Raw genomic sequence first — 26,366 nt, 5'->3', positions numbered from 1 at the left:
CAATACCGACACAACACGGGCCAAACACCCTGAAAAAGCGGCACTTATCACGCTGACGCTTGCGCACCTTTCTCGCCGCCTCCTATGCCTGCTCAAAACAATGCCTGTTTAATAGGCACGTGAACCGGGTAGGACAGTCATGCATCGAACACTGAAGACACTCGTCGGCGGAACCGCGCTTGCGGCGCTCGCCTTGACGGCCAACGCCGCGCTGGCGGGCGGCTTCGCGCTGCGTGAACAGTCGAGCTACTACCAAGGCACCTCGTTTGCCGGAGCCGCTTCGGGTGGAACGCTGTCCTCGATGTTCTGGAACCCCGCCGCGCTCGGCGAAGTCGGGCCGGGCATGACCAATGAGGCGATCTTCAACTTCATTATTCCCACAAGCGAGGTGACCCTTACCCAAGACCTGGCGCCTTTGGGTATCCCGCTTGGCCCTCAAGGCGATATCGGCCTTGATGCGTTTGTTCCCGGCTCCTATGGCGCCTACCGGCTGAACGAGCGCATCGCGCTCGGCTTCTCGGTCAACGGTCCTTTTGGGCTCGCCACCAAGTATCCTGGCGGCGCACCGGTTCGCGCTGTTGCGGGGACGTCTGAAGTGTTCTCGCTAAACGTTAGCCCGACCGTCGCCTATTCGGTGACGGATAGTCTCAGCGTCGCGGTGGGCGCGCAGGTGCAGTACATGGAAGTGCGCTACACTAACGCGGCCCTTGATCTCGCGGGAGACGATATCGGGTTTGGTTTCACTGCCGGTGTGTTGTGGGAACCGGTGGAGGGGACGAAGATTGGCCTGGGATTCCGGTCGTCAATTGAGCACACGCTCGAGGGTCAGGCACTTGCTCCCGCGCCGATCATCGCGACCGGTGGTCTCCCGGTTGCACGCACACCGATCACCATAAATGAGTTCAAGACCCCGGAGCTTGTGACGCTTTCCGTAGAGCAGCGCATCACCGATGCCTTCCGGGTCTCGGCCACCGCCGAATGGGCCAACTGGAGCCGCGTGGGGACCTTCCCCGTTCAGGACGATGGAACCGGCGGCCAGCTGAACCTTCTTCTGGGTGGCGGCACGCTGGTGAGCGTCCCGCTCGAATACAGCGATGGCTGGTATTTCGCCATCGGCGGTGAATACGATATCAACGAAGACCTGACCGTGCGGGCGGGCGTTGGCTATGAGCTTTCACCGGTCGAGGACAATGTGCGCAGCCTTCGCTTGCCGGACAATGACCGGCTGTGGCTGTCCGCTGGCGCGTCGTATGACCTGACCGATCATATGCGGGTCGACGCGGGCTACACCTATATCAGCGTGGGCGACACGAACATTCCCGGCACTTTTGTCGGCAACAGCGGGGTTGGCGGCACGGCCGATGCGGACGTCCACATCTTCACAGTTGGCGTCAACGTGGCGCTGGAAGATGGGCTGCACGGCCTGTTTGGCGGCCACTAGCCTTCGCAGCAAGAGCAACCATTGAAGCCGGGCGATCGCGCCCGGCTTTCTTTCTTAACTTCAGAACGCGCGGCCCAGTAGGCCGCCATCGAGCAGGACGTTCTGCCCGGTCATGTAGCCAGCATGCACCGAGCACAGGAACGCACAGGTTGCCCCAAACTCATCGGCCGTTCCGAAACGCTTGGCCGGAATGGCGGCGATCGAGCTCTTCACGACGTCGTCAACAGTGCGACCCGTTCTTTGAGCTTGGGCATCAAGATTGCCGCGTAGTCGATCAGTGTCCATCTTGCCGGGGAGCAAGTTATTGATGGTCACCCCGTGCGCCGCAGCGTTTTTTGCAACACCTGCAACAAACGCCGTGAGGCCAGCACGCGCGCCGGATGAAACATCAAGCCCTGGAATCGGTGCAAGAACGGAAGATGAGGTGATGTTGACGATGCGCCCAAATCGACGTTCCTGCATGCCAGGCAAGGACCGTTGGATCAGCTCGATTGGCGTAATCATGTTCTTCCGGACACCAGCGAGAATGGCATCGGCGGTGAGGTCTTCGAACGATGCCACCGGGGGGCCACCATTGTTTGTGACAACGATGTCTGGGTGAGGGCACGCTTTGAACAGGTCTTCCTGAACCGCGTGATCAGCCACATCGCCAGCGACAGGAATGACGATGCCATCACCCAGCGCATCGATTGCAGCTGCGGTCTGCGAAAGGCGCTCCGCGTCAAGACCGTTGATGACGACGTTACAGCCCGCCTGAGCAAGTGCCTCCGCGCAGCCGCGGCCGAGCCCGCGATTGGATGCGCCGATGATCGCCCAACGGCCCGTAAGACCCAAATGCATAACCTTCTCCCAAGCACCATTTGTAACCACATGCCTTGGACAACCGATTACGCCCGGTCAAGGCGCGCTTATTAAGCGGGACATGCTCGCGGGACGGAGGCGATGCATTTAGGCGTCTCCATGGGAAAAAACCCCGCATAGCCATTCTCTGCAGTGGCCAATCCGTCCTCAGCGCCTTATTTGGGTGGTCAGCGGGCCAGTGCGGTGCTTGCAATGGATTCGATTGATGACACGTCCCCCCTTTTCTGACCTTCCGAGCTCGCCATCCACGCAACCCGATGAGCTGAGTTCACAATCCCTTGAACGCCGGAAGCGAGGTGGCGATGGGCGATCCAGGCGCGAAGGCGATGGTCCGGGAAACCAAGCGTTGCCGGATGATTCTGTCACGGCACCGGTGGCGCGCCATTTTCGGACGTTGTTTATTTCCGACGTGCACTTGGGTTCCCGCGGCTGCCAGGCGCAACTTCTACTGGATTTCATGCGCTACAACGATGCCGACACGATATACCTTGTCGGAGACATTGTTGATGGCTGGCGTCTGAGGAAGCGCTGGCACTGGCCGCAGGCGCACAATGATGTTGTTCAGAAGCTTTTGCGCAAAGGCCGGAAAGGCGCGCGCATATTTTACCTACCTGGCAATCACGACGAATTCCTTCGAGACTACCTTGGCCTCCGTATGGGCGGTGTTGAAATCATCGATAGCGTTGTGCACGAAGCCGCTGATGGACGGCGGTTCCTTGTGGTTCATGGGGATCAGTATGACGTGGTTGTTCGTCATGCCAAATGGCTCGCTTTCCTCGGGGACTGGGCCTACAATTTCGCGCTCTGGGCCAACATTTACGTCAATCTTGTGCGGCGTCGGCTTGGCTTCGATTACTGGTCGCTATCGGCGTGGGCCAAGAACAAAGTCAAGAACGCTGTGAGCTTTATCGGGCGTTATGAGGAGACCCTCAGCCATGAAGCGGGCAAGGCGAACGTTGATGGCGTTATCTGTGGGCACATTCATCATGCCACGATGCGGCAAGTGGGCGATGTCGAGTATGTGAATACCGGCGATTGGGTCGAAAGCTGTACGGCAGTTGCTGAGCGCGAAGATGGCACGTTTGAGCTGATCAAGTGGACCCGATTGAGCGCAGAGGGCGTTGCGGAAGCGGAAGCTCAGAAGGCCATGGTCGGGAATGCTGCGGCGGACGCCGCAGAGATTTTGGCGTTCGATCCACGTCGGCTGCCGAAGACCTCCCGGCGCTCGGGTTCAAAAGCTGCGTAGCGGTCGGCAGCGCGGTCAAACCTTCGGTCAAGCAGCGGGTCAGGAAAGCGTTCTGTCATGTCGAGCGGCTTCGATGCCTCCGAACCGGCGCGGGCGTTGGTTGTCTCCGATGCTTGGCACCCGCAAATTAACGGCGTGGTTCGCACCTTGGAGTGGATGGTGCGCGAAGCGCCAAAGTTTGGAGTCGACCTAAGAGTCCTAGGCTCGTCAAGCTTTCGCACCGTTCCAATGCCCAGCTACCCCGAAATTCGTCTTGCGGTAGCTGCGCCGCGTGCAATTCGACGTGCGATCCGTGCTGAGGCGCCGCGTGCCATCCACATCGCAACCGAGGGTCCATTGGGCAGTGTCGCGCGGCGTTTTTGCCTCAAGCACGGCCTTGGTTTTACCACCAGCTACCACACCCGTTTTCCAGAATATGTCGCCGCACGTTGGCCGATCCCGCTAAGCTGGAGTTATGGCTATATGCGCCGTTTCCACAGCGCCGCTACCGCATGCATGGTCGCCACGCAGACACTTGAGGATAACCTGCGGCAAAGGGGCTTCACCAACCTTGTGCGATGGTCCCGCGGCGTCGATTTAGATGTCTACTACCCGCGCCCGCGTATTGCCTTGCCCTATCCCAAACCGGTGTTCATTTACGTTGGCCGTGTTGCGGTCGAGAAGAACCTGGAAGCCTTCCTCGACCTTGATCTGCCCGGCACCAAACTGATTGTGGGAGGCGGTCCTGCGCTCGGCAGCCTCAGGTCCCGTTATCCTGATGCTGAATTTGTCGGGCCCAAGACCGGTGAGGAGCTTGCGGAATATTACGCCGGAAGCGATGTCTTTGTTTTCCCCAGTCGGACCGATACGTTTGGTATCGTTTTGCTGGAGGCTGCGGCGTCCGGCTTACCAGTTGCTGCCTATCCTGTGATGGGGCCGCGCGATGTTATTACCGATCCCAAGGTGGGCGTGCTATCTGACGACCTTCAAGCTGCTTGTCTCGCGGCGCTCGAACTGAATTCAGAGGACTGTGTTGCTTTTGCTCAGCGGCATGGCTGGCAAAACAGCGCCAAGGCTTTCTTTGATCATCTATACCCCCTGAAGGCGGACTGGAGCGTGCCAAGTTATGACCATTGACGTGGCGCACACGCAGGCTTTGGCGTGCACCTTGGACCATATTGAGCAGGCCGCGGAGCGCATCGCTGGCGTTGCAGTTCGGACGCCTCTTCTGCGCAACGATTGGTTGGACAAGCTGACCGGAGGTCGCGTCTTCATCAAGTGTGAGAATTTGCAGCGTACCGGCTCGTTCAAGTTTCGCGGTGCCTACAACGCCATGAGTGTTCTTGAACCGGACGTCCGACAAAAGGGTGTTGTGGCTGTCTCATCAGGGAACCATGCGCAAGGCGTGGCGGAGGCGGCACGCCTGTTCAACGTGCCTGCTACGATCGTGATGCCAAGCGACGCGCCTGCGATTAAGACCCGGCGCGTGCGCCGGTCTGGAGCTGACGTTGTTCCTTATGATCGCCAACATGACGATCGAAATGCTGTTGCGCGGAAGCTCGCCGAAGACCTGGGGCGTGCGCTTATTCTCCCCTTTGATGATCCGGACGTTATTGCGGGCCAAGGAACCGCAGGGCTGGAGTGCGTTTCCCAGCTTGGCGCGTTTGGCCTCGTTCCGGAACTTGGGCTTGTGTGCTGCGGTGGTGGCGGGTTGTGCAGCGGCATTTCGACGTCTTGGCGCGCCGCCTTCCCAAAGATGGATATACTTGCGGTTGAGCCGGCCGATTTTGACGATACCACGCGCTCATTACAGAGTGGACAGCGGGAGCGGATCCGTCCGGGGGGCAAGTCGATATGCGACGCTATTTTGACGGAAATGCCTGGCGTCTTGACGTTTCCGCTGCTTATGGAGAATGGCGTGCGTGGGCTCACCGTAAGTGACAAAGATGTCCTGACGGCTATGGCATTTGCTTATGAGGAGCTGAAACTGGTTGTCGAACCTGGCGGGGCGGTTTGTTTGGCAGCTTTGCTAAGCGGCCAGCTCGACGTCGCCGACAAAGTGGTCGTCGCCATTATTTCGGGTGGAAACGTCGATCCGGCAATGTTCGACCGGGCACTGAACAGTTGAAAAGGTGCTAGCTGAATAGCGCGATACGTTCTGCGTCAGTGTAGTCGCCCAACAGTCCCTTATTGCGCGGTTTCGGCTTCTCGACCGCTTCGTCGGAAGCTTGCTGCGCGGTTTCAGGTTCTGCCTGTGCTGCAAGCGCCATGGTGATGTCGCTCTCAAGCGCCTCAAGCGCGTTGTCGAATGCGACCTCTTCCGCGTCGGAAATTGCATCGAGCAACGCTTTGTCAACGGCGTCGCTATCCTCCAGGGCATTGATCGTGACATCGTCGGGCTGTGAAAGCGCAAGTCCAAACTCGTCCACTTGCTCAACCTGTTTCGGGAGGTCCTCTTCCACGGTCGATGGCTCGTCAGCGAAGATCGGTTCACTTTCGACCAGATCGGGTTCAAAAACGTCCTGACCGAGCAATTCATTTGGCATGGGCTCAAGGTGAGCTTGATCCGCCGAACTGCCCGAACGCGCGCCAGCTTGCCCATTGGGCGCGTCATCAGAGGCCGTCTCGGTCTCAAAGATATCAGCGATACCTTCGTTCAGATCAAAAGCGCCAATGCCAGCGGCGAGTACCGGTGGTTCGTCGCTTTCTTGCGGGGAAAGCCGAAGGGCGGAGCCGCCAAAATCAACTTGTTCGACTTCGAAAATGACCGCTGCGCCCTTGGCGTTGACTGCCGTTTGAATGAGCTCCGGCTCAATGGGCTGCTGCAGGATTTCTGCATCATGGATTTCGACGATCGCACTATCTTTAATTATGACCGGATCTTCAGCTTCGGCGACCCCGCCTGTCTCATCGAGCGAGTGCTCAGACGTCTCCGGCAGTATGGCAGATGCAGGCTTGCTGGTCGCGAAAACATCGGCGCCTTCGAACTCAGCGTTTTCTTGGTCTTGAGCCGAAACCTCAGGGGACGGACTGTCAGTTTCATCATGCTTAGCGAGATTGCTGGCTGAGGTTTCGACAACCTCACCACCGGCAGTGCCTGTTGAAGGCTGGGCATCATCAGCTATTGCCTGCGCGCCACCCAGTGTGTCTGCCGGTTCGCTCTCTTCAAAGACGGCGTCAACTGACCCCTGATTTTGCGCTGTATCTGGTGACGCCGGGCCGTTTAAGAGGGATGCGTCTGATCGTCGGTCGCGCTCTCTTGCTGCTTCGTCGCTTGTGACAGGGTTTGCCTCGTCTGATTGGATGGCTTCCTTTTCAGCTTGTCCAAGGCCGAGGATGGCCATCATCGACTGGACGCGACGTTCTATGTAACCGACCAGGCGCACAACCTTGCTTGATCGTTGACCTGTCAAGTCTTGGAAGGAGCAGGCTGTGTAAATTTCCATCACCTTCGATTCGATGATGTCACACTGCGTGGAGCTGGCACCATCTTCGCGGAGGGTCCACAAAACCTCTTGAACTTTTTCGGCGGCTTCGAGGATTTCCGAGGTCGCGCTCTCTGTCTGCGAGACAATTGATTCGAGTTCAGACGTTGCCGAATTAAAGTGGTCATCGCCGCCAGGCTGCCCACCCAACTCGCGGACTTCTTTTTTGACCTGGGTGATGGCCTCAGCCAGGTCGATAACGTCGCGATTGATCAGGCTTGCGGTGGCATCGCTCTCGACAGCATTCGGGTTTGCCGGCGCGCTATCCCAGCGCTCCTGCATCCTCGCAAGAGCTTCAAGTACTTTTTCGGTTTCTGCGTGGCGGTTTCGGCGCGCATACTCGTCGAGAAACCAGCGTCCCCGGGCTGTTTCCATGACAGCTGATGCGATGGCGTCATAGTCATCATCGTTGAGCGCGTGATTCTCCACGGTCACAGGCACAGGTGCCTTAGACGCGCTGGTCTTCCGGCGCGGCCGACGTGGTTTCGCCGCAGCTTTCGAGGGTGACTTGCTCATGCCGTGCCTTGGTGCCAGCGCCGTCTCTCTCGCCCATTCCGCCTCTTGTTTAACAGAGGCGCTCTTATGGTACATCCAGCGGGAAAGCTTCGCGTGGCGATTTCCGCAATTGGGTATACCGTATTGATTTCGCCAGCCTACATTCCACCGCAAGCCGGTCACCAAATAGTTACCATATCCGCGCTTTTTGCGGCTTATTTCGGTGGTGTGGGCGTTTTTATCCCGTTCTTTCCCGTTTGGCTGCAGTCGATCGGGCTCAGCACGGGGTGGATTGCTGTCGTTGTTGCCGCGCCGCTTTTGGTCCGTGTGGCGACAACAAGCCTCGTGTCTGACTGGGCCGAGCGATTCGGTGATCCCCGCCGTCCTCTTCGCGTTATGGCTCTGCTGGCGCTCGCGCTTTTTGCGCTGCTTCCAATGGCGATGGTTGTTCCAGCGCTGACGTTTCTACTGGCCGGGCCTTACCCGGTCTTGATCATAGTGGCGGCAATGTCGGTTGGCTGGAATGCTGTTCTTCCACTTTCCGATGCGCTTGCCATCCAAGTTTCCCGCGCGACTGGCGCTGCATACGGGCGCCTTCGGCTTTGGGGTTCCCTCGCTTTTATCGTCGTAAGTACCAGCGTTGGCTGGATGGTCGCCACATTCGGAGTTGGGGTCGTGCCGTGGATTATCCTGGCACACCTGTTTGCATTTTACGTTGTTGCGATCCTGCTCCCCAGAGCCGTTGTCTCAAAAAGTGAAAGCATCATACGAAAGAAACGGTCGGGTTGGCTGTTCTTCTTCCGGCGCAAGGGCGCGATGAGTGTTTTCATCGGTGTTGCATTGATCCAAGCAAGCCATGCCGTTCTTTACAGCTTCGGTAGTCTGTCATGGGGGCAGCAGGGATTTTCTGAAAGTGCGATTGGCGTTCTGTGGGCCCTGGGTGTTGCCGTCGAGATCGCGCTATTTGCCGTTTCAAAGCCGATCATCGCCCGCATTGGCGCCCGCGGGCTGCTGCTGGTTGGTGGAAGCGGAGCCGTTCTTCGCTGGATTGCCCTAGCCACAAAGCCCGACTTGGTTCTGACGATCCCGCTCCAGGTTTTGCATGGCTTCTCGTTTGCCATGACGTTTCTGGCCTTGATCGCTTACGTTGAACGTCGGGCGCGTCCCAATGAACTGCGAGCTGCCCAAGGCGTTTTTGCGGTAATATCGGGAGCGATCATGGGTCTGGCGACGTTAGCGGCTGGCCCGCTATTTGAAGCCTTTGGCCCGGTCAGCTACTTGGCCATGGCTGGTATGGCGAGCATCGGCACAGCTGTTTTATTGGTAAACAGGCTCACTGTTCCCGCAGGTTTGATGCCGTAAAACAAAAAGCATTAGCCCCAAAGTACGGGTGGCGGTGGTTGGACAACGCTGCCGTCAAACGCAAGTGCCGGTTTGCGGTCTTCAGATAGGAGCAGGGGAGCGTCCAAATCGACGTAGTGCGCATCGTGCGCAAGGAGAAAAGCGGGGGCCATTGCCAGCGACGAACCCATCATGCACCCGATAAAAATACCGAAACCTGCTTCGCCAGCTGCGTTTTTCATTGCGAGTGCTTCTGTGAGGCCGCCGGTCTTATCGAGTTTGATATTTACAAACTCGTACAGCCCCTTGAGCCGTTCCAGACTAAGCAAATCATGAGCGCTTTCATCGGCGCACACGGGGACCGCATGCGGACGCTCTGCCAACAACTCGTCTTCGCCGGCAGCAAGAGGTTGCTCAACCAGCTCAATGCCAAGGTTAGCTGCAAGGTCCAGCCATTCCCATAACTGATCTAGCGGCCACGCTTCATTTGCGTCGACAATGACCCGCGCATCCCCGCAATGGCCGCACACGGCCCGCATTCGATCGTCGTCACCGTTTCCACCAAGTTTAACCTTCAGCAACGGTCTGTCGCGGTTTTCCCAGGCGGCGAGAGCCATGGCGTCGGGCGTATCGAGGCTGAGAGTAAAGGCCGTCTGCAACGGGCTTGGTTCGGGCAGCCCCGCAAGTTGCCAAACCGGTATGCCTTTTTGCTTCGCTTCCAGGTCCCATAGTGCGTTGTCGACGGCGTTTCGCGCCGCCCCGGGGCTCAGCAAGGATTGGAGGTCTTTGCGGCTGGCTCCCGCCTCAACCGCTGTCGCGATGGATGTAATCTGCGCACAAACACTTTGCGGCGTTTCACCGTAACGCGCGTAAGGCGTACACTCGCCGCGCCCCGCAGCTGAACCGTCTTCAATTGAGACCGTGACGACGTGCGCATGTGAGCGACGTCCGCGTGAGATGGTGAAGCCGCCGCGTATCGGGAAGCGCTCATCTGTGACGGTGAGGCGCTGCATTAAACCATACGCAATTCGTCAACGAGGTCTTCGACGCCAAAGCGCACAGGATCGGTGACGGGGAGTGTGTGTTCTTTTGAAAGGTCATCGAGCACCGAACGTGCTGCATCCTCGTCCAGTGCTGCGGTGTTAACGGCGAGGCCCGTGCAGCGTATCGAGGGATTGGTCAGTGATCCCATGGCTATGGTGGCGTCGATCACCTGTCGGATCGAGGGTAGGGGCGTCCTGACGCCGCGCATGGTGGTCCGCGTCGGTTCGTGGCAAACGATAAAGGCGTCGGGTTGCGCGCCGTGTAGCAGCCCCAGGCTGACCCCGGCAAACGAGGGGTGGAACAGTGACCCCTGTCCCTCGACCAAATCCCAATGATCATCGTCATTGGCTGGTGACACCCACTCGGCAGCTCCCGAAATGAAGTCGGCGACAACGGCATCGATCGAAAGCCCGCGACCCGAAATAAGAACGCCCGTCTGACCGGTCGCCCGAAAGCTTGCCTTCATGCCACGCTCCAGCATGCCCCGTTCCATTGCGAGCGCGGTGTACTTCTTGCCGACCGAGCAATCCGTCCCAACGGTAAGAAGCCGCCGACCCGGCCGCTTATCGCCTTTTCCTGTGGGTAACGCCTGTTCAATTCTGCGGACATTGTGCAGCAGCCGGCCACCGGCGTCCGCAGCCTGTTTGATTGCAGGGTTGTCTTGGAGGCGAGCGTGCAAACCACTTGCAACATCAAGGCCGGCGTTGAGCGCTTGAACGATGCTATCAACCCAGTGGCCGGGAAGAACGCCACCAGCGTTCACCGCCCCGATCACAAACGTTCTTGCGCCCGCAGCAAAGGCTTGCTCAATCTGCATGTCTGGCAGTCCGGTATCCGCCTGGCAGCCCGGCAGCCGGATCTGACCGACGCACCAATCACGCCGCCAATCGGTGATGCCGTAAGCCGTCTTTGCAGCCAGTGCATCGGGAACGTCACCGAGAAAAAGCACATAAGGCCTTGCAATCTCCGACATGCAGTTTCCCAACCTCCTCAGTTCTGTCGTCATCATCGGTGATTGAGCCCACCGCGAGCCCATGCCACATTCTGGCACGTAGGGTATCGCTGATTGGTATCGACCGCTACGGAGCGGACGTTACCCCACAACTTTTGTTCAGTTTGTTCGACATAGTTCGAAAGGATCGCCAAACGTGACCACAGGAGACGCGCTTTGGACTGCGGACATAAGCGCTGCGAGACCAGCTTTGGCCTCGCAGGGCGATCTGTCCTCGCCGGATGCTGCGATGATCGGTCGAGACGAGCACGGCGTGTTCGTTTCGGGGGATTGGACGCGCCCATTTGTTCGCGCCGTGCTGATGGATCAAGGCTTTGATGGCGCGCGGGGTTGGGTCGATGGGGCGGACTTGCCGGGCGGTATTGACATTAATGCAAGCGGTATCGGTACGCTCGATACCCTGGGGTGTCTCGCGCTTTTCGATCTTCAAGCGGCCCTGTCTCGCCCAGGAAGTGAGGCGCGTTTGGTCGGTTTGCCGCCTGACAAGGCTGATCTGTTAGCCGCTGTCCAAAGGAACGCAGACGTCCAAGTGCCGGATCAAAAGGGCTGGGGCCTCGACGATGTTGTCGCGCGGCTCGGCGAAGGTGTGACGTCGCTATGGAGTGATCTTCTCGGAATTCTGGCGATGCTTGGCGTTGTGCTTTCCGCCACCGCGACAACGGTTTTCCGTCCGAGCACATGGCGTCTCAATGCGCTCGTCAACCAACTGGATCGAAGCGCTTTTCGCGCTGTGCCTATTATTGTCCTGATCCAGTTCGTAATCGGCGGTATTATTGCTCAGCAAAGTGCGTGGCAACTGCGCTACTTTGGTGCGGAGATCTTTACGGTCGATCTGGTTGCAATTCTCGTCTTGCGGGAGATTGGCGTCCTGATTTCGGCCATCATGGTCGCAGGCCGCACCGGGTCTGCGTTCACTGCTGAAATTGGCGCAATGCGGATGCGCGAAGAAGTCGACGCCATGCGCGTTATCGGCCTCGATCCCGTCCATGCTCTGATCTTACCGCGTGTCCTTGGGCTTGTTATTGCCCTCCCAATTCTCACAACCATCGCCAATGCTGCCGCGCTTGGTGGCGGCATGTTTGTGGTTTGGATTTATTCGGGCATTGAACCAGCGATCTTCGTTGATCGCATGCGAGATGCGATCAACCTCGATACGATCCTTGTTGGGCTGATCAAGGCACCATTCATGGCGCTCGCCATCGGCTGTATTGCGTGTTCGGAGGGCTTCCGTGTTGGAGGCAGCACAGAATCCTTGGGGCAGCGCGTAACTGCTGCCGTCGTGAAGTCCATCTTCGTGGTGATCGTGATGGATGGTATCTTCGCGATGTTCTTCGCCGCGATCAATTTCTAGAGGCCTTCATGCAGGGACAGTCGGCCAATGAGTCTCGTTTCCAAGCGCAAAAAGGACAGCCCGTTATCCGCGTTCGCGGGCTGGAGGTTGGTTTCGGAGATTTCACCGTTCTCAAGGACCTCGATCTCGATGTCCGCCGCGGGGAAATTTTAGGCTTTGTTGGCGCATCGGGAACAGGCAAGTCGGTTCTAACGCGGGCAATCCTTGGCCTGAACAGTAAGCGGGCTGGAACAATTGATGTTCTTGGGGAACCGTATTCCGAGATGACAGATCAGGAGCGTTCTCGGATCGATGAGCGGCTCGGTGTGTTGTTTCAGCATGGTGCCCTGTTTTCGTCGCTCAATGTGCTTCAGAACGTGCAAGTTCCGATGCGTGAGCACTGGCAGCTTGATGCGGTCATGATGGAGCGCCTTGCTGCGGTCAAATTGGCCATGGTTGGTTTGCCGCCCGATGCTGCCTTGAAGCGTCCATCAGAGCTGTCTGGCGGAATGATCAAACGTGTGGCCCTTGCACGCGCGCTTGCGCTTGACCCCGATCTTGTCTTTCTCGATGAACCGACGTCTGGCCTCGATCCTCTTGGTGCAGCGGCGTTCGATGAGCTTATCGCCGACCTGCGGGACGCGTTGGGGCTGACGGTTTTCATGGTGACACACGATCTCGACAGCCTGTTTTCGGTTTGCGACAGGATTGCTGTTCTGGGTCAAAAAAGGGTCCTGACGATCGGCACAGTGGAGGAAGTCCGCCGCTATGACGATCCTTGGGTTCAGCGCTACTTCAATAGCGGTCGCGCGAGTGAACGCGCCTCAGACCGCGGGAAACGCGCAACGCTTTGACGGAAAATTCTTTTTTCGGCGCCGATGGTGAGCCGGCTGGTGTTTTGACGCTGGGCTTCGGCGTGGTGACGCGCTAAGCGTTCCGCATGGAAACCCGTGCCAACCACATCGTTATTGGTCTGTTTGCGCTCGCCGTCATGGCGGCTGCATTAGCGTTCGTTTATTGGGTGGTCGAGTTCGGCGATACCGAAGAGCGAGCGGAGATCATTTTCTCGTTCGATGGTCCGGTCAATGGCCTGAATGCTGGTTCGCCGGTGCTGTTCAACGGTATTCAGATAGGTGAGGTGCGCTCGCTTTCTCTCAATCCCGATAACCCATCAGAAGCGCTTGCCTCCGCGTTCGTTCGCACCACCGCGCCGGTGCGGCAGGATACGGACGCGTCCTTGGGCATCACGGGAATAACGGGTACCGCGTTCATCGCATTGCGTGGGGGGAGTATGGATGAGCCGCCGCTGCTCGACCCCGATCAACCAGCCTTCATGCAGGCACGCATCTCCGCTGTACAAGACTTGATCGACGGCGCGCGTAACGTGCTGGGTCGCGCCGACTTCGCAATGCAGACGATTGAGAACTTTCTGCTCGTCAACGAGCCATTCCTCACTCAAACGATTGCGGATGTGAACGAGATAACGGGGTCTATAGCTGAACAGTCCGATAGCATTCAGCAGCTCATGGAAGGTGTTGGTGCCATTGCTGTTGAGATCTCCGGCCTGTCTGGTCGCTTGGAAGGCATCATTTCCGGCTCTGAACGTCTGCTGGCCGCGGTGGATGAGCAGGCAGTGACCGAAGTGGTTGAGAATATCCGCTTCGCGTCGACCGAGTTCCGCGGAATCGGTGAGGATGCGCGTGCACTTGTTGCGCGCGGAGAGGGTGTGTTCGAAAACCTTGAGGCCTCATCCACGGCGCTTAGCGATACACTTCAAGGCGTTCAAGATGTGGTCAATGCTGTTGACCCAACCCTGGTTGGACAAGTTGTTGTTGACGTTTCCGCCTTCGCCGAGGTGTTGCCGGGCACGGGAGCGCGCGTTGATAGCGTTCTCGGCCAGGCCGAAGAGGCTGTTGCCAATGTCAATCGGTTTACCGCGAGCCTCGAAGACAATGCTGAACAGGTGGACGCCGTGTTTGACAGTGCCGTTCTGATTGCCGAACGGCTTGAGCGCGCGTCACGCGGTTTGGACGCCTTGCTCGGTCAGGTTGGTGGCCTTTTGGGCGAGGACGAAACGCGTGGGTTGATCGGTGATGCACGCGATGCAGCGCGGGCCCTCCGCAATGTCGCTGTGGCGTTCGAGGGTCAATCCGGACAGATTGCCGATGGTCTGGCACGTTTCAGTGGGCGAGGGCTTCAAGATATAGAAGCTCTGGTGACTGATGGGCGACGGGTGCTTTCCCGTATTGACCGTGTCGTCAGTTCGCTCGAGCGAGACCCGCAGCAACTGATATTCGGGGATGGTGCTACCCCTGAGTATCAGCCTCAGCGGCGGTAGGAGATTTGTGGTTGCGTATGCGTAAGTCCTTCATGCCCAAGTTTTTGATTTCTCCCTGGAACGCTTGGCAATCCAGCGCGCGACGAGGGCTCACCGCCGTGTCAGGAGCAGCGCTCCTGCTTGGTGGATGCGCTACCTTGGTGCCTGAAGCGCCGCCGATCGTCTATGACCTTACGGCGCCTCAACAGGTGAACACCGGCAGTGCGCGCACATCACGACAACTCCTTGTAGCAGAACCCACCGCGGTGCGTTTTTATGCGACAGACCGCATCGTTGTCCGCGATGATGCCTCGACGCTTAGCTACTATCCGCAAGCTTTGTGGAGCGATGCTCTGCCTCAATTGTTTCAGGCACGTCTCGCTGAGACGCTTGAAAAAACGGGTCGCGTGCGCGCTGTCGGGGTTCCGGGGCAGGGGCTTTTGATCGACACGCGTCTCGTGCCGGAAATCAGAGCGTTCGAAGTTCAGGTCTCGCAGGATGGCGGCGCAATCGCCGTCGTCGATATCGGCCTGAAGGTCATGAACGATGCCAACGGGCGTGTCTTGGCCACAGCAGACTTCGCGGCGAGTGTTCCAGCAGCAAGCGACGCTGCGGGCGACGGTGTTGCGGCGCTCGATCAGGCGTTTGACACCGTGCTGAGTGAGATGACCGTATTTGTTCTCAGGCGTGTTTAACTTTTCAGAATAAGTCCCTCAAATTAAATAAAAACACCGGCCCAGCGGCCGGCGTTCTTAATGGGTGGATGTCCGGAGAATGGGCGTTTGCCCAATCATCGCATGGATCTAGGTGCCTTCAAAGCGGCCCAGAGCGTGCCCCAAGACCGTGTACAATCGGCCATCATCAGACAAGAGCAGCGCTCGGGTTTCAGCACGGTTTGCACGGCGTGCCGCCAGGTCCCGTAACTGGCTTTCAAAGCTGCGCAACTGATCTTGGGCAGCGGCCCTCAGCTCAGCGTTCCGTCCTATTTGACGACGCAGATCATCGAACGTCTGCTGACCAGACAAGGTATACAGTCTGCGGCTGAACCCGCTCTTGTTGCCTGAGAGATAACTATCCCACTGCTGCACATAGGTGCGCTCGTCCAGAGCCTCAATGAGTGATGTCCGGATGGGATCGAGGGGCGATCCTCCCTCGTCATGATCGTCCTCGCCTTCCGTCGAGGCGCGGCGAAGCAGGTCACTGATCCATCCTCCGGATGCAGCGCCCGCAGGCTCGCCTCCAAGATCCTGTGAAACAGCCTGACGAACGTCGGCCATCGACTGGACGATATCGGCGTTCGGATCCTCGATGGGTTCGGTCGCGACAACAGTTGGTGCAGGCGCGGGCTCAGGTGCTCGTGGCTCGGGCGCCCGTGCCGGAGCCGCTACCCGTTCCAGGCGCGGCGCAGAAACGTCGCGTCCATTGCCTTCGACAGTTACGAGCTTACCCAACTCCTTTAACGCATCCACTTGCTCGTTGACGACGCGTCGCAAAGCGGCGGTGCTCTCGCGTGCTTCGTCCGGTAATTCGAAGACGCCGCGGCGGATGTCCGCACGCGTGGTCGCCAGTTCCGAACTCAGATTGCCCGTCATTTTCCGCATGTCATCGATCGATGATTGGAACGCGGAGATCGCGCCATCGAGACTACTGCGCAACTCTTCGGCAATAGATGTCTGAGAGTGCCGTATGCTGTCGATTGCGCGGCTTGTTTCTGTGTTAGCGGTCGATTGGAGCGCATCGAACTGCGCGGCGACGTTCCGTGCCGCCTCTTCCGCAGCCGACGACAACACAGCAGCCAGCGTACTTGACCGCTCTTCGGCGTTGGCCAAGGTCGCAGCCAAGCGTTCGGTTGTGTCGCGGAGCATACCCTCAGCCTGCGAGGCTCTGTCGCCGATACCGTAAGTCACCGTATCGAGTTTGGTAACCTGCTCGGTAAGCGACCCGTCGAGGGTCTGTGTGGTTTGCATCAGCGACTGGGACGCGTTTGAAAGTGCGCGCCCATGAATATCGAACCGGTCGGACAGATCGACGATCTGACCAAGCACTTCGGTAGAAACAGCGCGCAAAGCGTCCAGCTGACGGTCCAACGCGTCAGTCGTCCGCGTTGTGTCAGTTGCCGCGTTTTCGACGGCTTTGCGGAAGTCCAGCGTCTTCTCTTCAAGCCTTGCGCTCATGTCGGCCATCGTTGTGGAGCTTGCAGCGAGAAGATCATCGATAGACGAGTTGACCTGCGAAAGGCGACCCGTCAGCCCATCGAGATCGCTGGATAGACGGGTTTGGCTCTCTGCAATCAGACGGCTTGCGGCATCAGTACGCTCAACCAATGCGCTTTCCAACGCCTCTGTTGCTGACTGAATGCTTGTTTCGAAGCCAAGCGTTCGGTTGACCAGGCTGTCATCGAGGGAACGCGTAACGGTCGAGATGCGTTCGGCAAGTGTTTGGCTCGCATCATCGACGCCTGAGACCAACTGGGAAGTGCCCGCGCTCAGCGCCTCGTTGAGGCGTGTTGTCGAAAGCTGCAGCGAGCTTTCAAGACCGGTGGTGCGCTCGCCAAGCACATTGATGAGGGCCTGGCCTTCGTCATTTAGCACAGCGCTAAGGGCTGTGGTCTGTTCGGAGAGCGCATCGCGCACAGCGGTCGCATTGCGGTCTGCGGCCGCTTGCATCGCATCGGTTGCCACACGCAGGGCACCCGCAAATTCACCGGTGCGCGTTTCCAGGGACGAGACCAGCGCTTGGCCTTGACCATCGAGAAGTGTGCCAATCGCGTCGGTTTGACCAGCGAGCGCCGCACGCAGCGCGTCTGCCCGTTCGGTGAGTTCGCGGTTTGCCTCCAGCGTTTCGTCGCGCGCTGCTACCCGAACTTCCGAGGCCGCTTCAACCAATGCTTGGGTTGCATTGGAGACTTCGGTTTCAAAGCCAGCGAGTGCCTTACGGGTTTCGCCCGACAGGGTTTCTCCAAAGTTGTTGGCCTGATCGTTGATCACGCCTTCGAGCGCTTCGGACTGCGCGCGGATCGATTCAGCGACTTCGAACACTTTGGAGCCGAGCGCCAAATTGATTTCATCGACGCGCGAGGTGACCAGCTCGGTGAGCTGGTTGGTCTGCGCGGCCATGGTATCGGAGACGCTTTCCACGCGCGCGGCGATGGCTGTCTCGATTTCGTCTTTACCTTTTGAGAAGGCGAAAGCCACATCACGCGTCCGGTCAATCAACGTCTCGGAAATCTCGCGGCCACGGCTGGAAAGCGCATCGTCAAGAGCGTCGGCGCGTTGCACGAATGTCCGGGTCGCTTCTTCGAGTTGTTGCGTAACACGGTTGTCGAAATCACCCAGACGATCAGCGACAGTGCTCTCGAGCAATTCGGTGCGCATCTGCAGTGCATTGGAAAGGCTGCTGATCTGCTCTGACAGCTTGGTATCAATCGTCTCTGCGCGCTCGGAGAGATCGCTGGTTACGGCCGTAAGCGAACCCGCCAGGTTTTCGGTGCGTGCGTCGAACTCCGTGACCAGGTGTGCCGTCACTTGCTCAATGCGTTGGCTGAGCGTGTCGGAGCCGTCAACGATACGGGACTCAGTCAAGCGGCCAGCCTCTTCCAGGCTCGCCAGTAGCGCCTCTGAACGTCCGTTCAGGGAGCTGATGAGTTCGCTTGTGCGGGCATCGATGCGACCTTCGAGTGCCGTGTTGACCTCGTTAATCGTGCTCATCAGGCTCGTAGAACGATCCGAAAGCCGCTGAAGATAGTCTTGTGTCGCGACTTCGATGGTCTGCGCGAATGATGTTGACTGATTACCCAGCGTCTCATTGGCCTGGACAGTGGCGCGGTCGACAGCTTCTTCAAAAGCGGAGCGATGCGCAGCGAGGTTTGCATCGATCGCAGTGGACCGGTCCGCTAACGTCAAATCTATGGCCTCGGCCTTGTCGTCGAGCAGCGCTCGGATCGAGTCGGCGCGCGTCTGGATCTGTGCGTCAAGATTACTTGACCCTTCGGAAATCGCGTCGATCAGCGCATCACCATCCCGCTTGAGAAGCGCGGAGTATTCATCGGCGCGCGAGGAAAATGCGGAGGTAAGGTCCTCACCGCGGTCGAGGACGATCTTTGCGACGCGTGCACCGACCGCTGCAATGCGTTCGGTAACGTCGACCGTTCCTGTCTTGATCAACTCGTCAAGAGAGTTGCGTCCTTCGGCCAACCGCGCACCAACGAGATCAAGGTTTTCCAGGATGCTGGCTTCAATTGTTGCGCTGGTATCGTTTGCGGTGTTTCGAAGCTGCTCGAGCTTGGTGTCCACCGAACCGATCAACGACTGTGCGGATTGTTCGAAACCTTCACGCAGTTCGCGGCCACGCTCGACAACCGCATCATGCATGCGCTCGGCGGACTGCTCCATGCGCTCGGCAAGATTGCCGCCATGCTCGGTGATGGAGCTCGAAATACGGGTTCCGGTCTCCTCCATCCGATCGGTTATGGTGGTCCCCCGGACTTCCATGTCCATCAGCAAGGAATCAGACGTCGACCGAAGCGTCCCGGTCACCTCGTCGGCGCGTGCGACAAAGTTTTCAGCCAATGCACGCCCGGTGCTATCAAGCTGTTCGTTGACCTCTTCCGTCCGCTGCCGCAGGAGCGCGTCCACCGAATCTGCTTTTTCCCCGATCTCACCGACGATCTGATTGCCCACGCCGGCGATGCGCTCGGTGACAGATTGGCCAAGTGTCGTCATCTGGTCGACCATGTTGTCGCCATGGGTCTGCAACGTGCCACTCATTTGCTCGCCAGCCCGCGACAGGTCCGCAGTCACCTGCTGTGCCTTATCGGTTAGGGATTGCGTGACAATTGAACCCGTCGTGGCCAGAGACTGCGTGAGCTCATTCGATGCTGCCAGGAGATCGGCGTTCAGTGCATCATGTGACGACGAGATGGCTTCGCGGACTTTCTCTGCATTCAGGAGGATATCCTCGCGTTCCGCAGTGAGCTGCGTCAGCAGTGTGCGCACCTTCGTCTCATTGTCTGAGTACGCGCGCTCGAGGCCGGCAACCTCGGCCTGCACCATCGCCTCCAATTCGCCCGCACGGGCAAACGCGCGTTCGACGCCATCGGCCATCGCCGCAACCTCACGGCGCACGGCTTGACCGACGGACAGAACTTGCTCCTTGGCAACATCTTCGGGTTGCGCCAGTCGCATGGTGATATCGGCCATAGCCTTGGTCACCATCCGCATTTCGGCGGCGCGATAGAGCATAAACGCGACCATGAAGAAAATGAGCGGTGGTGCGAACGCGGCAACGATGTAGGCGATGAAGCCAGGTGTGATCAGTGCCTGGGGATTATCCAGAATTGCCGCGGGCGACAGATTGAAAAGCGCTGGCGCAAGCACCGCTGCACCGCCGATCCAAACAAGAGAGATCAGGAGCGCAAACCAAAAGGAGGAACGGGACGGCCTGCGCTGCAATTCATAGACCAATGCGCTTGTTGCGCGCCGATCGTCATTGGCAGCTGGGCGACGTTCGCGAAGGCGTTGATCGGCCGCTCGGTCGCGCGGCGCTATATCATCAGCACGCGAGCGCGTTGCCTCCGGGAGGACATCTGCCTTGGCTTCAGGCATCTTCGCTTTTTCCGCAGGCGCATCATCAGACTTACCCTTTCCAGACAATTCGCTGGGGTCCGGGAAATCGATCGCCAAAGCCTCCTCAACAGCATCGAGCGCCGCTTTGTTCGCTTCGGAAGGTTTGGTTGCCATGGTGAACGCCTCGTTATGCTTGGGGCACCCTAATTAACCACGTTCAAACGACGCGGAAGCCACACACTCCCCAATGTTGCGGGCAAACTAAGCGTTTGCGGGTTCTAGAGGAAGGTGGTGGCCCTGTTTTGTTAGCAATTTGTTCATCATGGTTAACACCCCCAGGGCGCGCTTTTTTCGCTCCCTTAACGCTGTTGCAAGCTGCTGAGCCGCATAATTGTTGCCGTTGTGACACGTTCCTTGCGTTTGAATGCCCTCCGCCAATGACCCCTGCCGTTAAAAAACAGCGATCCCCAGATCCCGCTCCGATCATGGAGAATGCGACGACAAATGGTTCCGCTGGTGGCGCATGGCACCATGGACAGTCGGTGGCCAGAGGCCAGCCTGAAGCCCATTTGCCGATCATTGATGAGGCGCATTTGGACGAGCAAACGTTTGGCGATATCCATCTTCGGCGAGACGTGCTGAGCTTATTTCTCCAACAAGTTCTCTCGACCCGTGCTGCCTTGGAGACCTGCAAAGACCCAGACGAGCGTGCGCGTTTGTGCCATTTGATCAAAGGTGCGGCCCGAGGTGTTGGGGCATTCGAGTTAGCGTCGGCAAGCCAACTGGCCGAAGAAGCGCCGAGCGATGGATCGTCAATCAGCAAGCTCTTTGAAAGTCTTGATACGGCCGCAGCCCACGTGCCGGGCCTGCTTCGCATCTAGCAAATCGACTACGCTCTGCGTGCCCTTGCGCGATACGATCGTTTCCACCATCTGCAATCCAAGCGACGCGTGACAAAATGTGGGCGCGCAGGCGCTTCACAAGTCCGCGCGCCGTTTGCTAGGAGGCGCGGGTTCCGATTTGGGCCAAAAGGTAAGGCGGCATGATCAAGATCACCTTCATCGAGCACGATGGTACTTCTCATGAGGTAGAAGCGCAGGAAGGCTCAACCGTTATGGAAGCGGCAGTGATGAACGGCGTTCCGGGCATCGAAGCAAGCTGCGGTGGTGCATGCGCATGCGCAACATGCCACATCTATGTCGATCCTGCTTGGCAGGAGACCACTGGCTCGCCGGAGATCATGGAAGAAGATATGCTGGATTTGGCGTACGATATTCGTGACGAAAGCCGGCTATCGTGTCAGTTGCGCGTGAGCACCGCGTTCAACGGTTTGGTGGTGCGCGTTCCTGAATTCCAGGCATAGGTGTTTCCGCGGCGCCGCCAGCCAGCCGGTCTCGACTTCGGTTCGGCGGCTGATCGCAGCCTTTGGGAAGTTTGCGGATACTCAAACCTCCTCGTTTCGTGGTTTTACCACTGTGATAGCTAGGTTTGCCCTCGGCATCGGTTGGGGCAGTCATGATAGTGGGTTGCTGCGCCCGCAGCCGTTAAAGCCCGCGGATGAAGCAAGCATTTGGAGAAGAGAATGCTGGATACGGCAGCTGGATACGATCCTGGCGCGACGGTTGAAACAGATGCAGTGATTATCGGTGCGGGGCCGGTCGGCCTTTTTGCCGTCTTTGAATTGGGTTTGCTGGACGTCAAAGCTCACCTGATCGACATTCTTGATCGCCCCGGTGGGCAGTGCGCCGAGCTGTATCCTGAAAAGCCGATTTACGACATTCCAGCGTGGCCGGAGATTTCTGGTCAGGCACTGGTCGATCAGCTGATGAAGCAGATCGAGCCCTTCGAGCCGCAGTTCCACTTCTCGCAGATGGTAACCTCGCTTACGAAGCTTGACGATGGCCGCTTTGCGCTTGAAACCGACGCTGGCCAGCATTTTGTCTGCAAGGCGGTCATTGTTGCCGCGGGCGGTGGTTCATTCCAACCGAAGCGGCCGCCCATCGCCGGGATTGAAGCGTACGAGGGAACCTCGGTTTTCTATTCGGTCCGCCAGATGGAGGCGTTTCGCGATCAGGATCTTGTCATTGTCGGCGGAGGCGACTCGGCGCTTGACTGGACCGTCAATCTGCAACCGCTGGCACGATCGCTGACCCTCATCCATCGCCGCGATGAGTTTCGCGCCGCCCCTGACACGGTCAACAAAATGCGTTCGCTGGTCGAGCAGGGAAAAATGCGTTTTGAAATGGGGCAGGTGGCCGAGCTCAAAGGGGATAACGGTGCCTTGTCGTCGGTCGTCGTCAAGAACAAGCAGGAGCAAACGGAGATTGCCTGCTCGCGCCTTCTTCCGTTTTTCGGTTTGACGATGAAACTGGGCCCAGTTGCGGAATGGGGCCTTAACCTGCACGAGAACTTGATAACGGTGGATACAGAAAGGTTCGAAACCTCCGAGCCGGGCATCTTCGCCATCGGCGATATCAATTGGTATCCGGGTAAGCTCAAGCTGATCCTGTCGGGTTTCCATGAAGCCGCCTTAATGGCGCAGGTGGTCGGGCGGATTGTGTTCCCGGACAAACGGATTGTGTTTCAGTACACGACGTCGTCTTCGAATTTGCAGAAGAAACTGGGCGTTCTGTGAGCCTCAGGCTTATCTTTGCCGCCCTTTTAGCCACCGTCTGCTCAACGCAAGCGGTTACCCCTACCGCAGCTCAAGCGCCCGTAATCGCTGCAATGGTGGGGCAGTGGGTTGGTGAAGGTCGCGCCGCTACGAGCTCAGGCGAGGCGCCTGTGCGTTGCGATGTGGAAAGCAAAATAGTCGCTGGCCGCCTGAGCATGTCTGCCGATTGTTCGACGCAGGGTCAATCGGCAACTATTGCCATGCTGCTGAGTTACAATGAGGCGAGCCAACGCTTCACGGGTGAAATGCTTGCCCCGCTTAACTACATGCGAGGGCAACTTTACGGTCAGATCGACCGAGGTGATATCTTTCTTCGGCTCAGTGCAAGAGATGGCAGCGTGGGCCAAATCGTCGTCGTTGGCGTTGGCGGCGACCAGCTGCGATTGCTGGTTACGACGATTGTCGACGGACGCAGCGTAACGGTCCTCGACCTGCCTTTGTCCAGGCAATCTGGCTGAGTCAGCGATCCACCGCCTGTTTATTGGTCGGTTTCGTTCGCTTCGTCTTCGTCCGCCTTGTTGAGGCTCGCCATCCCGCGCGTCACCTGCGATAGCGTCGGCTCATTCCCTGAAAAATACGGCAATGGACGCATCACCGCGATCGCCGCAATTCCCACGCGTGCCGTCAGAAGTCCGTTAATGACGCCCTCGCCAAGTCGTGCGGAGAGCCGAGCCGCGAGCGAGTGACCCAGAACTTGGCTGACCAACCCCTCCGTTGCAGCCATTCCACCGGTCAACGCAAGGTGACCCATCATGTGTCGAAAGAGTCTCAAACCCCCCAGGAGCCCAGGCCGAGCGCCGTAAAGTTCTGCAATCTGGCGCGTAATGGCGACGCACTGAAAAGCAACCATTGCTATGTCTATCAGCGCGCGCGGCGACAAAGCGGTGACGAGCGATACCCTTCGCGCCGCCGATGACACGCTAGCAACCGCGCGTTCATCAAGGCTGCCAAGGAGTGTGTCCTCGCCAATAATCAGCAGATCACGCGCGTCGAGAACGCCCTGCCGTTGCTCGACAAATCGTGCGCGGCTTTGTGCTGTGGAAGGCTTTGAAGCGTAGACGGAAAGCAAGGAATCGACGGTCTCACGGGCAGCTTTCAAGTTCTGCTCGTCAAACGCTTCCTGGGCTTTGGCCCGCAAAGCGTCCAGCGTCGATAAGCGCATCACGGCGCGGACCTCACGCACGACAAAACCAACCGCACCCATGAGCGCGAGGATAGCGAAGGCAAGGGCGACATACCCCAAAACGGGTTGCTCAGCGATGAGCGCTCGAACCAGGTTTTCAGCCCATAGCGTCACGCCGATCACGATCAGACCCAACAGTCCCGAGGCAAACATCGCCAGCCAGCGATACGGGCGACGCGCCGGTTCTGCAGGACCCGAAGCTGGTTCCTCTTCGAACGTTGCTACCGTGGCTTCGACTTCGGCTTTTGATAGATCGATGACCTGTGGTGCACGGCTCGCACTGGTCTTTGGCTGTGTGGTTGGTCCAGTCATGCAGATCAGTTCAGCTTGTCGCCGATGAGAAATTCAAGCAGCCGATCAAGCCGGATGTGGGGAAGGTAGGGTGCCTCACCGTTCTTGGCGGCCAAGTGTGGCGGCCGAAAGCGCACGAAGCGAAGCGGTTGCTCGTCGTGGCCCAGCCGCAAAAGCGCGTTGGGGTCCGCTGGAAGGTCCCCGGGAAAGATGGCGACTTCTCGCTCGCCGTCAAATTGTTCTCCATTGATCGTCTCCCCCGCAATGGGGACACCCGCTACAGCCTTCAGCATTTGACCGTTTTTCCGCGCTTTTGCCTCCCGCGTTGCGCGGACTGACGCCAGAGCAAGGGTTTGGACTTGAGCACCTGAGAAGCGTGCTTTGCGCGTTGCCTCGCCGACCAGCGTGGCCAGAATGGCTTCAAGACGATCATGGCTCTCATGATGCAGGTGGTCGGCCTTTGTCGCTGCAAAGGCAATGCGGTCGATCCTCGGTCCGAAAATGTTCGAGATAAGGTTCCGCTTGCCTGGCTTGAAGCATTTTAGGATCGCGACAAGCGCGTCCTGTAGATCGCTCATGGCTTCAGGCCCCGCGTTGATCGCGGCAAGCGTGTCGACAAGCACGACCTGTCGATCGAGCCGGGCGAAATGATCGATGTAAAATGGCTTGATAACCAAGCGCTTGTAGGCCTCAAACCGTCGCTCGAAAGCCCTGTAGAGCGTCTCATTGAAAAGGTGCGCGCCGTCTTCTGGAGGCTCCAATGGTGCGAAGGTCAGTGCAGGCGACCCTTCCATGTCACCTGGCATCAAAAAACGTCCGGGCGGCAACATCGACAAGGCCGTTTCATCGGCCCGGCATGCGCGCAAATACTCTGTGTACGCTTCGGCAAGTGCGTTTGCGATCCGATCGTCAAGCGGCGCCTCAACATCGATATCGTTCAGCACCCGAAGAAAGGGGTCGGCCAAGCGTTCTCGCCCGGTGGCTCGCGCTTTAACCAACGCTTCGGCGCTGAACTGTGCAAAAGACTGGTCAAGAAGCGGCAGGTCGAGCAACCACTCGCCGGGGTAGTCCACCATGTCCAGATGCAAGGTTGATCGGCCCAGAACCCGCGACAAACCGGACTGCGGCTCGAAGCGCAGTGTCAATCGAAGCTGCGAAATTTGCCGCGTCGAACGTGGCCAGACACGGTCGTTGATGAGGGCGTCGACATGATCTTCGATTGCGAAGCGGGCGACGCCATCATCGGGCTGTTGGGTCAGGCGAGCGCCGATAAGGCGGCCGGATCGTTGAGCATGCAACGCAGGCAGGTTCGCCGCGTGCATCAGCGCATGGATCAGCGACGTTAGAAATACGGTCTTGCCGGCGCGCGAGAGGCCCGTCACGCCGATGCGAAGGGATGGACTTACAAGTTCTGTCGCGCTGTGTGCCAGATTGCTGACAGTGAGTTGAGCATCGTCAAGAAGGGATAGGTTGGGCAATCTGGTTCACATGCTGAGCTCGAGCGACACGACGACAGGGATATTTGGCTGGCCGAGGACAATTGCAAGCTCAGTGAAAGCCTCGATAATCCCTACTCTTCCTGCTGCAGAAGGTCCCTCGGCCTGATAACGGATTGAAGATGAGCAGCGCCATGGGAAAGGTCGCGCCACAGCGTCCCATCCCACGAAAGCGTTGCAAGCGTGCCGGTTGGATACTTGACCCGTAGCCGATCAACCGCATCGGGCGATGCTGACCCCGCAAGTGAGTGACACAATTGGGATATGGAAGGCTCATGGCCAACCATGAGCACATGAGCCGCCCCTTCGCCGCGATCTTGCAACACCTGCAAATAGCGCTCTGCGCTGGTTTCGTAGAGCTCAGCGGCAAAGACGACGGCCAACTCTGGTCCGATGGCAACAGTTATCGGAGCGAGGGTTTGCCGCGTTCGAAGGGCGGGTGAACAGATTACCAGCTCGATTGGCACGTCCCGAAGGTACGACGCCAAGCTTAGAGCAGCCGCTCTGCCGCGCGCATTGAGAGGCCGATCGAAATCGTCCAACGCCTGATCGGCCCATGATGATTTGGCGTGTCGAAGCAAATGCAAAGTACGCGTCATGAGCCCGG

21 protein-coding genes are annotated in these 26,366 nt (G+C 58.4%); 13 read left to right on the top strand and 8 right to left on the bottom strand.

The window, feature by feature from the left end; genetic code table 11:
* Nucleotides 1–139 precede the first annotated feature (139 nt).
* Nucleotides 140–1,441: an outer membrane protein transport protein gene (locus AAF739_14695; protein ID MEM6383918.1), complete on the top strand. Its 1,302-nt coding sequence runs from the start codon at nt 140–142 to the stop codon at nt 1,439–1,441.
* 60 nt (nt 1,442–1,501) lie between these two features.
* Here the strand turns inward: AAF739_14695 and AAF739_14690 are convergent, their stop codons facing one another.
* Complete coding sequence (locus tag AAF739_14690; protein MEM6383917.1) at nt 1,502–2,281, bottom strand: SDR family oxidoreductase; 780 nt, start codon at nt 2,279–2,281, stop codon at nt 1,502–1,504.
* A gap of 226 nt (nt 2,282–2,507) precedes the next feature.
* On the opposite strand from AAF739_14690, the gene AAF739_14685 reads away from it, so the two are divergent.
* From AAF739_14685 to AAF739_14675, 3 genes are read left to right on the top strand one after another with little or no spacing between them, the layout of a single operon-like run.
* A complete protein-coding gene (locus AAF739_14685; protein MEM6383916.1) occupies nt 2,508–3,548 on the top strand; it encodes a UDP-2,3-diacylglucosamine diphosphatase in 1,041 nt (346 codons plus the stop codon).
* 57 nt (nt 3,549–3,605) lie between these two features.
* Nucleotides 3,606–4,664: a glycosyltransferase family 1 protein gene (locus AAF739_14680; GenBank protein MEM6383915.1), complete on the top strand. Its 1,059-nt coding sequence runs from the start codon at nt 3,606–3,608 to the stop codon at nt 4,662–4,664.
* Nucleotides 4,654–5,655 carry a threonine/serine dehydratase gene (locus AAF739_14675; protein ID MEM6383914.1) on the top strand — a complete coding sequence of 334 codons (1,002 nt, stop codon included), beginning with the start codon at nt 4,654–4,656 and terminating at the stop codon, nt 5,653–5,655. Before AAF739_14680 ends, AAF739_14675 begins: the two co-directional genes overlap by 11 nt.
* 7 nt (nt 5,656–5,662) lie before the next feature.
* Here the strand turns inward: AAF739_14675 and AAF739_14670 are convergent, their stop codons facing one another.
* On the bottom strand, nt 5,663–7,528 hold the full coding sequence (locus tag AAF739_14670; GenBank protein MEM6383913.1) for a protein phosphatase CheZ: 1,866 nt from the start codon (nt 7,526–7,528) through the stop codon (nt 5,663–5,665).
* Between the two features lie 66 nt (nt 7,529–7,594).
* Between AAF739_14670 and AAF739_14665 the strand changes: the two genes are divergently transcribed.
* Entirely contained in the window at nt 7,595–8,869 is a 1,275-nt protein-coding gene (locus AAF739_14665; GenBank protein ID MEM6383912.1) for an MFS transporter, read from the top strand.
* Nucleotides 8,870–8,880: 11 nt separating this feature from the next.
* Here the strand turns inward: AAF739_14665 and dgcA are convergent, their stop codons facing one another.
* Together dgcA and dgcN are read right to left on the bottom strand one after the other, a co-directional pair.
* On the bottom strand, nt 8,881–9,861 hold the full coding sequence (gene dgcA / locus AAF739_14660; GenBank protein MEM6383911.1) for an N-acetyl-D-Glu racemase DgcA: 981 nt from the start codon (nt 9,859–9,861) through the stop codon (nt 8,881–8,883).
* On the bottom strand, nt 9,861–10,865 hold the full coding sequence (gene dgcN, locus AAF739_14655; GenBank protein MEM6383910.1) for an N-acetyltransferase DgcN: 1,005 nt from the start codon (nt 10,863–10,865) through the stop codon (nt 9,861–9,863). The genes dgcA and dgcN overlap by 1 nt, the downstream gene beginning before the upstream one ends.
* A 175-nt stretch (nt 10,866–11,040) precedes the next feature.
* Between dgcN and AAF739_14650 the strand changes: the two genes are divergently transcribed.
* The 4 genes from AAF739_14650 (at nt 11,041) to AAF739_14635 (ending at nt 15,246) form a co-directional block, all read left to right on the top strand.
* Entirely contained in the window at nt 11,041–12,255 is a 1,215-nt protein-coding gene (locus AAF739_14650; protein MEM6383909.1) for an ABC transporter permease, read from the top strand.
* 8 nt (nt 12,256–12,263) lie between these two features.
* Nucleotides 12,264–13,088 carry an ABC transporter ATP-binding protein gene (locus AAF739_14645; protein MEM6383908.1) on the top strand — a complete coding sequence of 275 codons (825 nt, stop codon included), beginning with the start codon at nt 12,264–12,266 and terminating at the stop codon, nt 13,086–13,088.
* 86 nt (nt 13,089–13,174) lie between these two features.
* Nucleotides 13,175–14,572 (top strand): MlaD family protein, encoded by a 1,398-nt coding sequence (locus tag AAF739_14640; protein MEM6383907.1) that lies wholly within the window; start codon nt 13,175–13,177, stop codon nt 14,570–14,572.
* Nucleotides 14,573–14,604: 32 nt separating this feature from the next.
* Nucleotides 14,605–15,246 (top strand): ABC-type transport auxiliary lipoprotein family protein, encoded by a 642-nt coding sequence (locus tag AAF739_14635; protein MEM6383906.1) that lies wholly within the window; start codon nt 14,605–14,607, stop codon nt 15,244–15,246.
* Nucleotides 15,247–15,354: 108 nt separating this feature from the next.
* Here the strand turns inward: AAF739_14635 and AAF739_14630 are convergent, their stop codons facing one another.
* Nucleotides 15,355–20,289 carry a hypothetical protein gene (locus AAF739_14630; protein MEM6383905.1) on the bottom strand — a complete coding sequence of 1,645 codons (4,935 nt, stop codon included), beginning with the start codon at nt 20,287–20,289 and terminating at the stop codon, nt 15,355–15,357.
* Nucleotides 20,290–20,552: 263 nt separating this feature from the next.
* Here AAF739_14630 and AAF739_14625 point away from each other — a divergent pair, with 263 nt between their 5' ends.
* The 4 genes from AAF739_14625 (at nt 20,553) to AAF739_14610 (ending at nt 23,247) form a co-directional block, all read left to right on the top strand.
* Nucleotides 20,553–20,996 carry a histidine kinase gene (locus tag AAF739_14625; protein ID MEM6383904.1) on the top strand — a complete coding sequence of 148 codons (444 nt, stop codon included), beginning with the start codon at nt 20,553–20,555 and terminating at the stop codon, nt 20,994–20,996.
* A 161-nt stretch (nt 20,997–21,157) separates the two neighbouring features.
* The gene (locus AAF739_14620) at nt 21,158–21,478 is read left to right on the top strand and encodes a 2Fe-2S iron-sulfur cluster-binding protein (GenBank protein MEM6383903.1); all 321 of its coding nucleotides are present in this window, start codon (nt 21,158–21,160) and stop codon (nt 21,476–21,478) included.
* Nucleotides 21,479–21,697: 219 nt separating this feature from the next.
* Nucleotides 21,698–22,750: an NAD(P)/FAD-dependent oxidoreductase gene (locus AAF739_14615; protein MEM6383902.1), complete on the top strand. Its 1,053-nt coding sequence runs from the start codon at nt 21,698–21,700 to the stop codon at nt 22,748–22,750.
* Nucleotides 22,751–22,842: 92 nt separating this feature from the next.
* Nucleotides 22,843–23,247 carry a hypothetical protein gene (locus tag AAF739_14610; GenBank protein MEM6383901.1) on the top strand — a complete coding sequence of 135 codons (405 nt, stop codon included), beginning with the start codon at nt 22,843–22,845 and terminating at the stop codon, nt 23,245–23,247.
* A 20-nt stretch (nt 23,248–23,267) separates the two neighbouring features.
* Here AAF739_14610 and AAF739_14605 read toward each other — a convergent pair whose 3' ends face one another.
* From AAF739_14605 to AAF739_14595, 3 genes are all read right to left on the bottom strand, one after another.
* Nucleotides 23,268–24,284 carry a TIGR01620 family protein gene (locus AAF739_14605; protein MEM6383900.1) on the bottom strand — a complete coding sequence of 339 codons (1,017 nt, stop codon included), beginning with the start codon at nt 24,282–24,284 and terminating at the stop codon, nt 23,268–23,270.
* Nucleotides 24,285–24,289: 5 nt separating this feature from the next.
* Nucleotides 24,290–25,741: a YcjX family protein gene (locus AAF739_14600; GenBank protein MEM6383899.1), complete on the bottom strand. Its 1,452-nt coding sequence runs from the start codon at nt 25,739–25,741 to the stop codon at nt 24,290–24,292.
* Between the two features lie 92 nt (nt 25,742–25,833).
* Entirely contained in the window at nt 25,834–26,358 is a 525-nt protein-coding gene (locus AAF739_14595) for a histidine phosphatase family protein (protein ID MEM6383898.1), read from the bottom strand.
* Nucleotides 26,359–26,366 lie beyond the last annotated feature (8 nt).

Source organism: Pseudomonadota bacterium (genome assembly GCA_039024915.1).
Classification (GTDB): Bacteria; Pseudomonadota; Alphaproteobacteria; order Rhizobiales; family MH13; genus MH13.
The sequence above is the reverse complement of the archived record's forward strand: the minus strand, read 5'-3'. Positions and strand labels throughout refer to the sequence as shown.

Bases quoted from the DNA above. Each gene is read 5' to 3' on its own strand.
- AAF739_14695 (MEM6383918.1), top strand. From the start codon at position 140: ATGCATCGAACACTGAAGACACTCGTCGGCGGAACCGCGCTTGCGGCG.
- AAF739_14690 (MEM6383917.1), bottom strand. From the start codon at position 2,281: ATGCATTTGGGTCTTACGGGCCGTTGGGCGATCATCGGCGCATCCAAT.
- AAF739_14685 (MEM6383916.1), top strand. From the start codon at position 2,508: ATGACACGTCCCCCCTTTTCTGACCTTCCGAGCTCGCCATCCACGCAA.
- AAF739_14680 (MEM6383915.1), top strand. From the start codon at position 3,606: ATGTCGAGCGGCTTCGATGCCTCCGAACCGGCGCGGGCGTTGGTTGTC.
- AAF739_14675 (MEM6383914.1), top strand. From the start codon at position 4,654: ATGACCATTGACGTGGCGCACACGCAGGCTTTGGCGTGCACCTTGGAC.
- AAF739_14670 (MEM6383913.1), bottom strand. From the start codon at position 7,528: ATGAGCAAGTCACCCTCGAAAGCTGCGGCGAAACCACGTCGGCCGCGC.
- AAF739_14665 (MEM6383912.1), top strand. From the start codon at position 7,595: ATGGTACATCCAGCGGGAAAGCTTCGCGTGGCGATTTCCGCAATTGGG.
- dgcA (MEM6383911.1), bottom strand. From the start codon at position 9,861: ATGCAGCGCCTCACCGTCACAGATGAGCGCTTCCCGATACGCGGCGGC.
- dgcN (MEM6383910.1), bottom strand. From the start codon at position 10,865: ATGTCGGAGATTGCAAGGCCTTATGTGCTTTTTCTCGGTGACGTTCCC.
- AAF739_14645 (MEM6383908.1), top strand. From the start codon at position 12,264: ATGCAGGGACAGTCGGCCAATGAGTCTCGTTTCCAAGCGCAAAAAGGA.
- AAF739_14640 (MEM6383907.1), top strand. From the start codon at position 13,175: ATGGAAACCCGTGCCAACCACATCGTTATTGGTCTGTTTGCGCTCGCC.
- AAF739_14635 (MEM6383906.1), top strand. From the start codon at position 14,605: ATGCCCAAGTTTTTGATTTCTCCCTGGAACGCTTGGCAATCCAGCGCG.
- AAF739_14630 (MEM6383905.1), bottom strand. From the start codon at position 20,289: ATGGCAACCAAACCTTCCGAAGCGAACAAAGCGGCGCTCGATGCTGTT.
- AAF739_14625 (MEM6383904.1), top strand. From the start codon at position 20,553: ATGACCCCTGCCGTTAAAAAACAGCGATCCCCAGATCCCGCTCCGATC.
- AAF739_14620 (MEM6383903.1), top strand. From the start codon at position 21,158: ATGATCAAGATCACCTTCATCGAGCACGATGGTACTTCTCATGAGGTA.
- AAF739_14615 (MEM6383902.1), top strand. From the start codon at position 21,698: ATGCTGGATACGGCAGCTGGATACGATCCTGGCGCGACGGTTGAAACA.
- AAF739_14610 (MEM6383901.1), top strand. From the start codon at position 22,843: ATGGTGGGGCAGTGGGTTGGTGAAGGTCGCGCCGCTACGAGCTCAGGC.
- AAF739_14605 (MEM6383900.1), bottom strand. From the start codon at position 24,284: ATGACTGGACCAACCACACAGCCAAAGACCAGTGCGAGCCGTGCACCA.
- AAF739_14595 (MEM6383898.1), bottom strand. From the start codon at position 26,358: ATGACGCGTACTTTGCATTTGCTTCGACACGCCAAATCATCATGGGCC.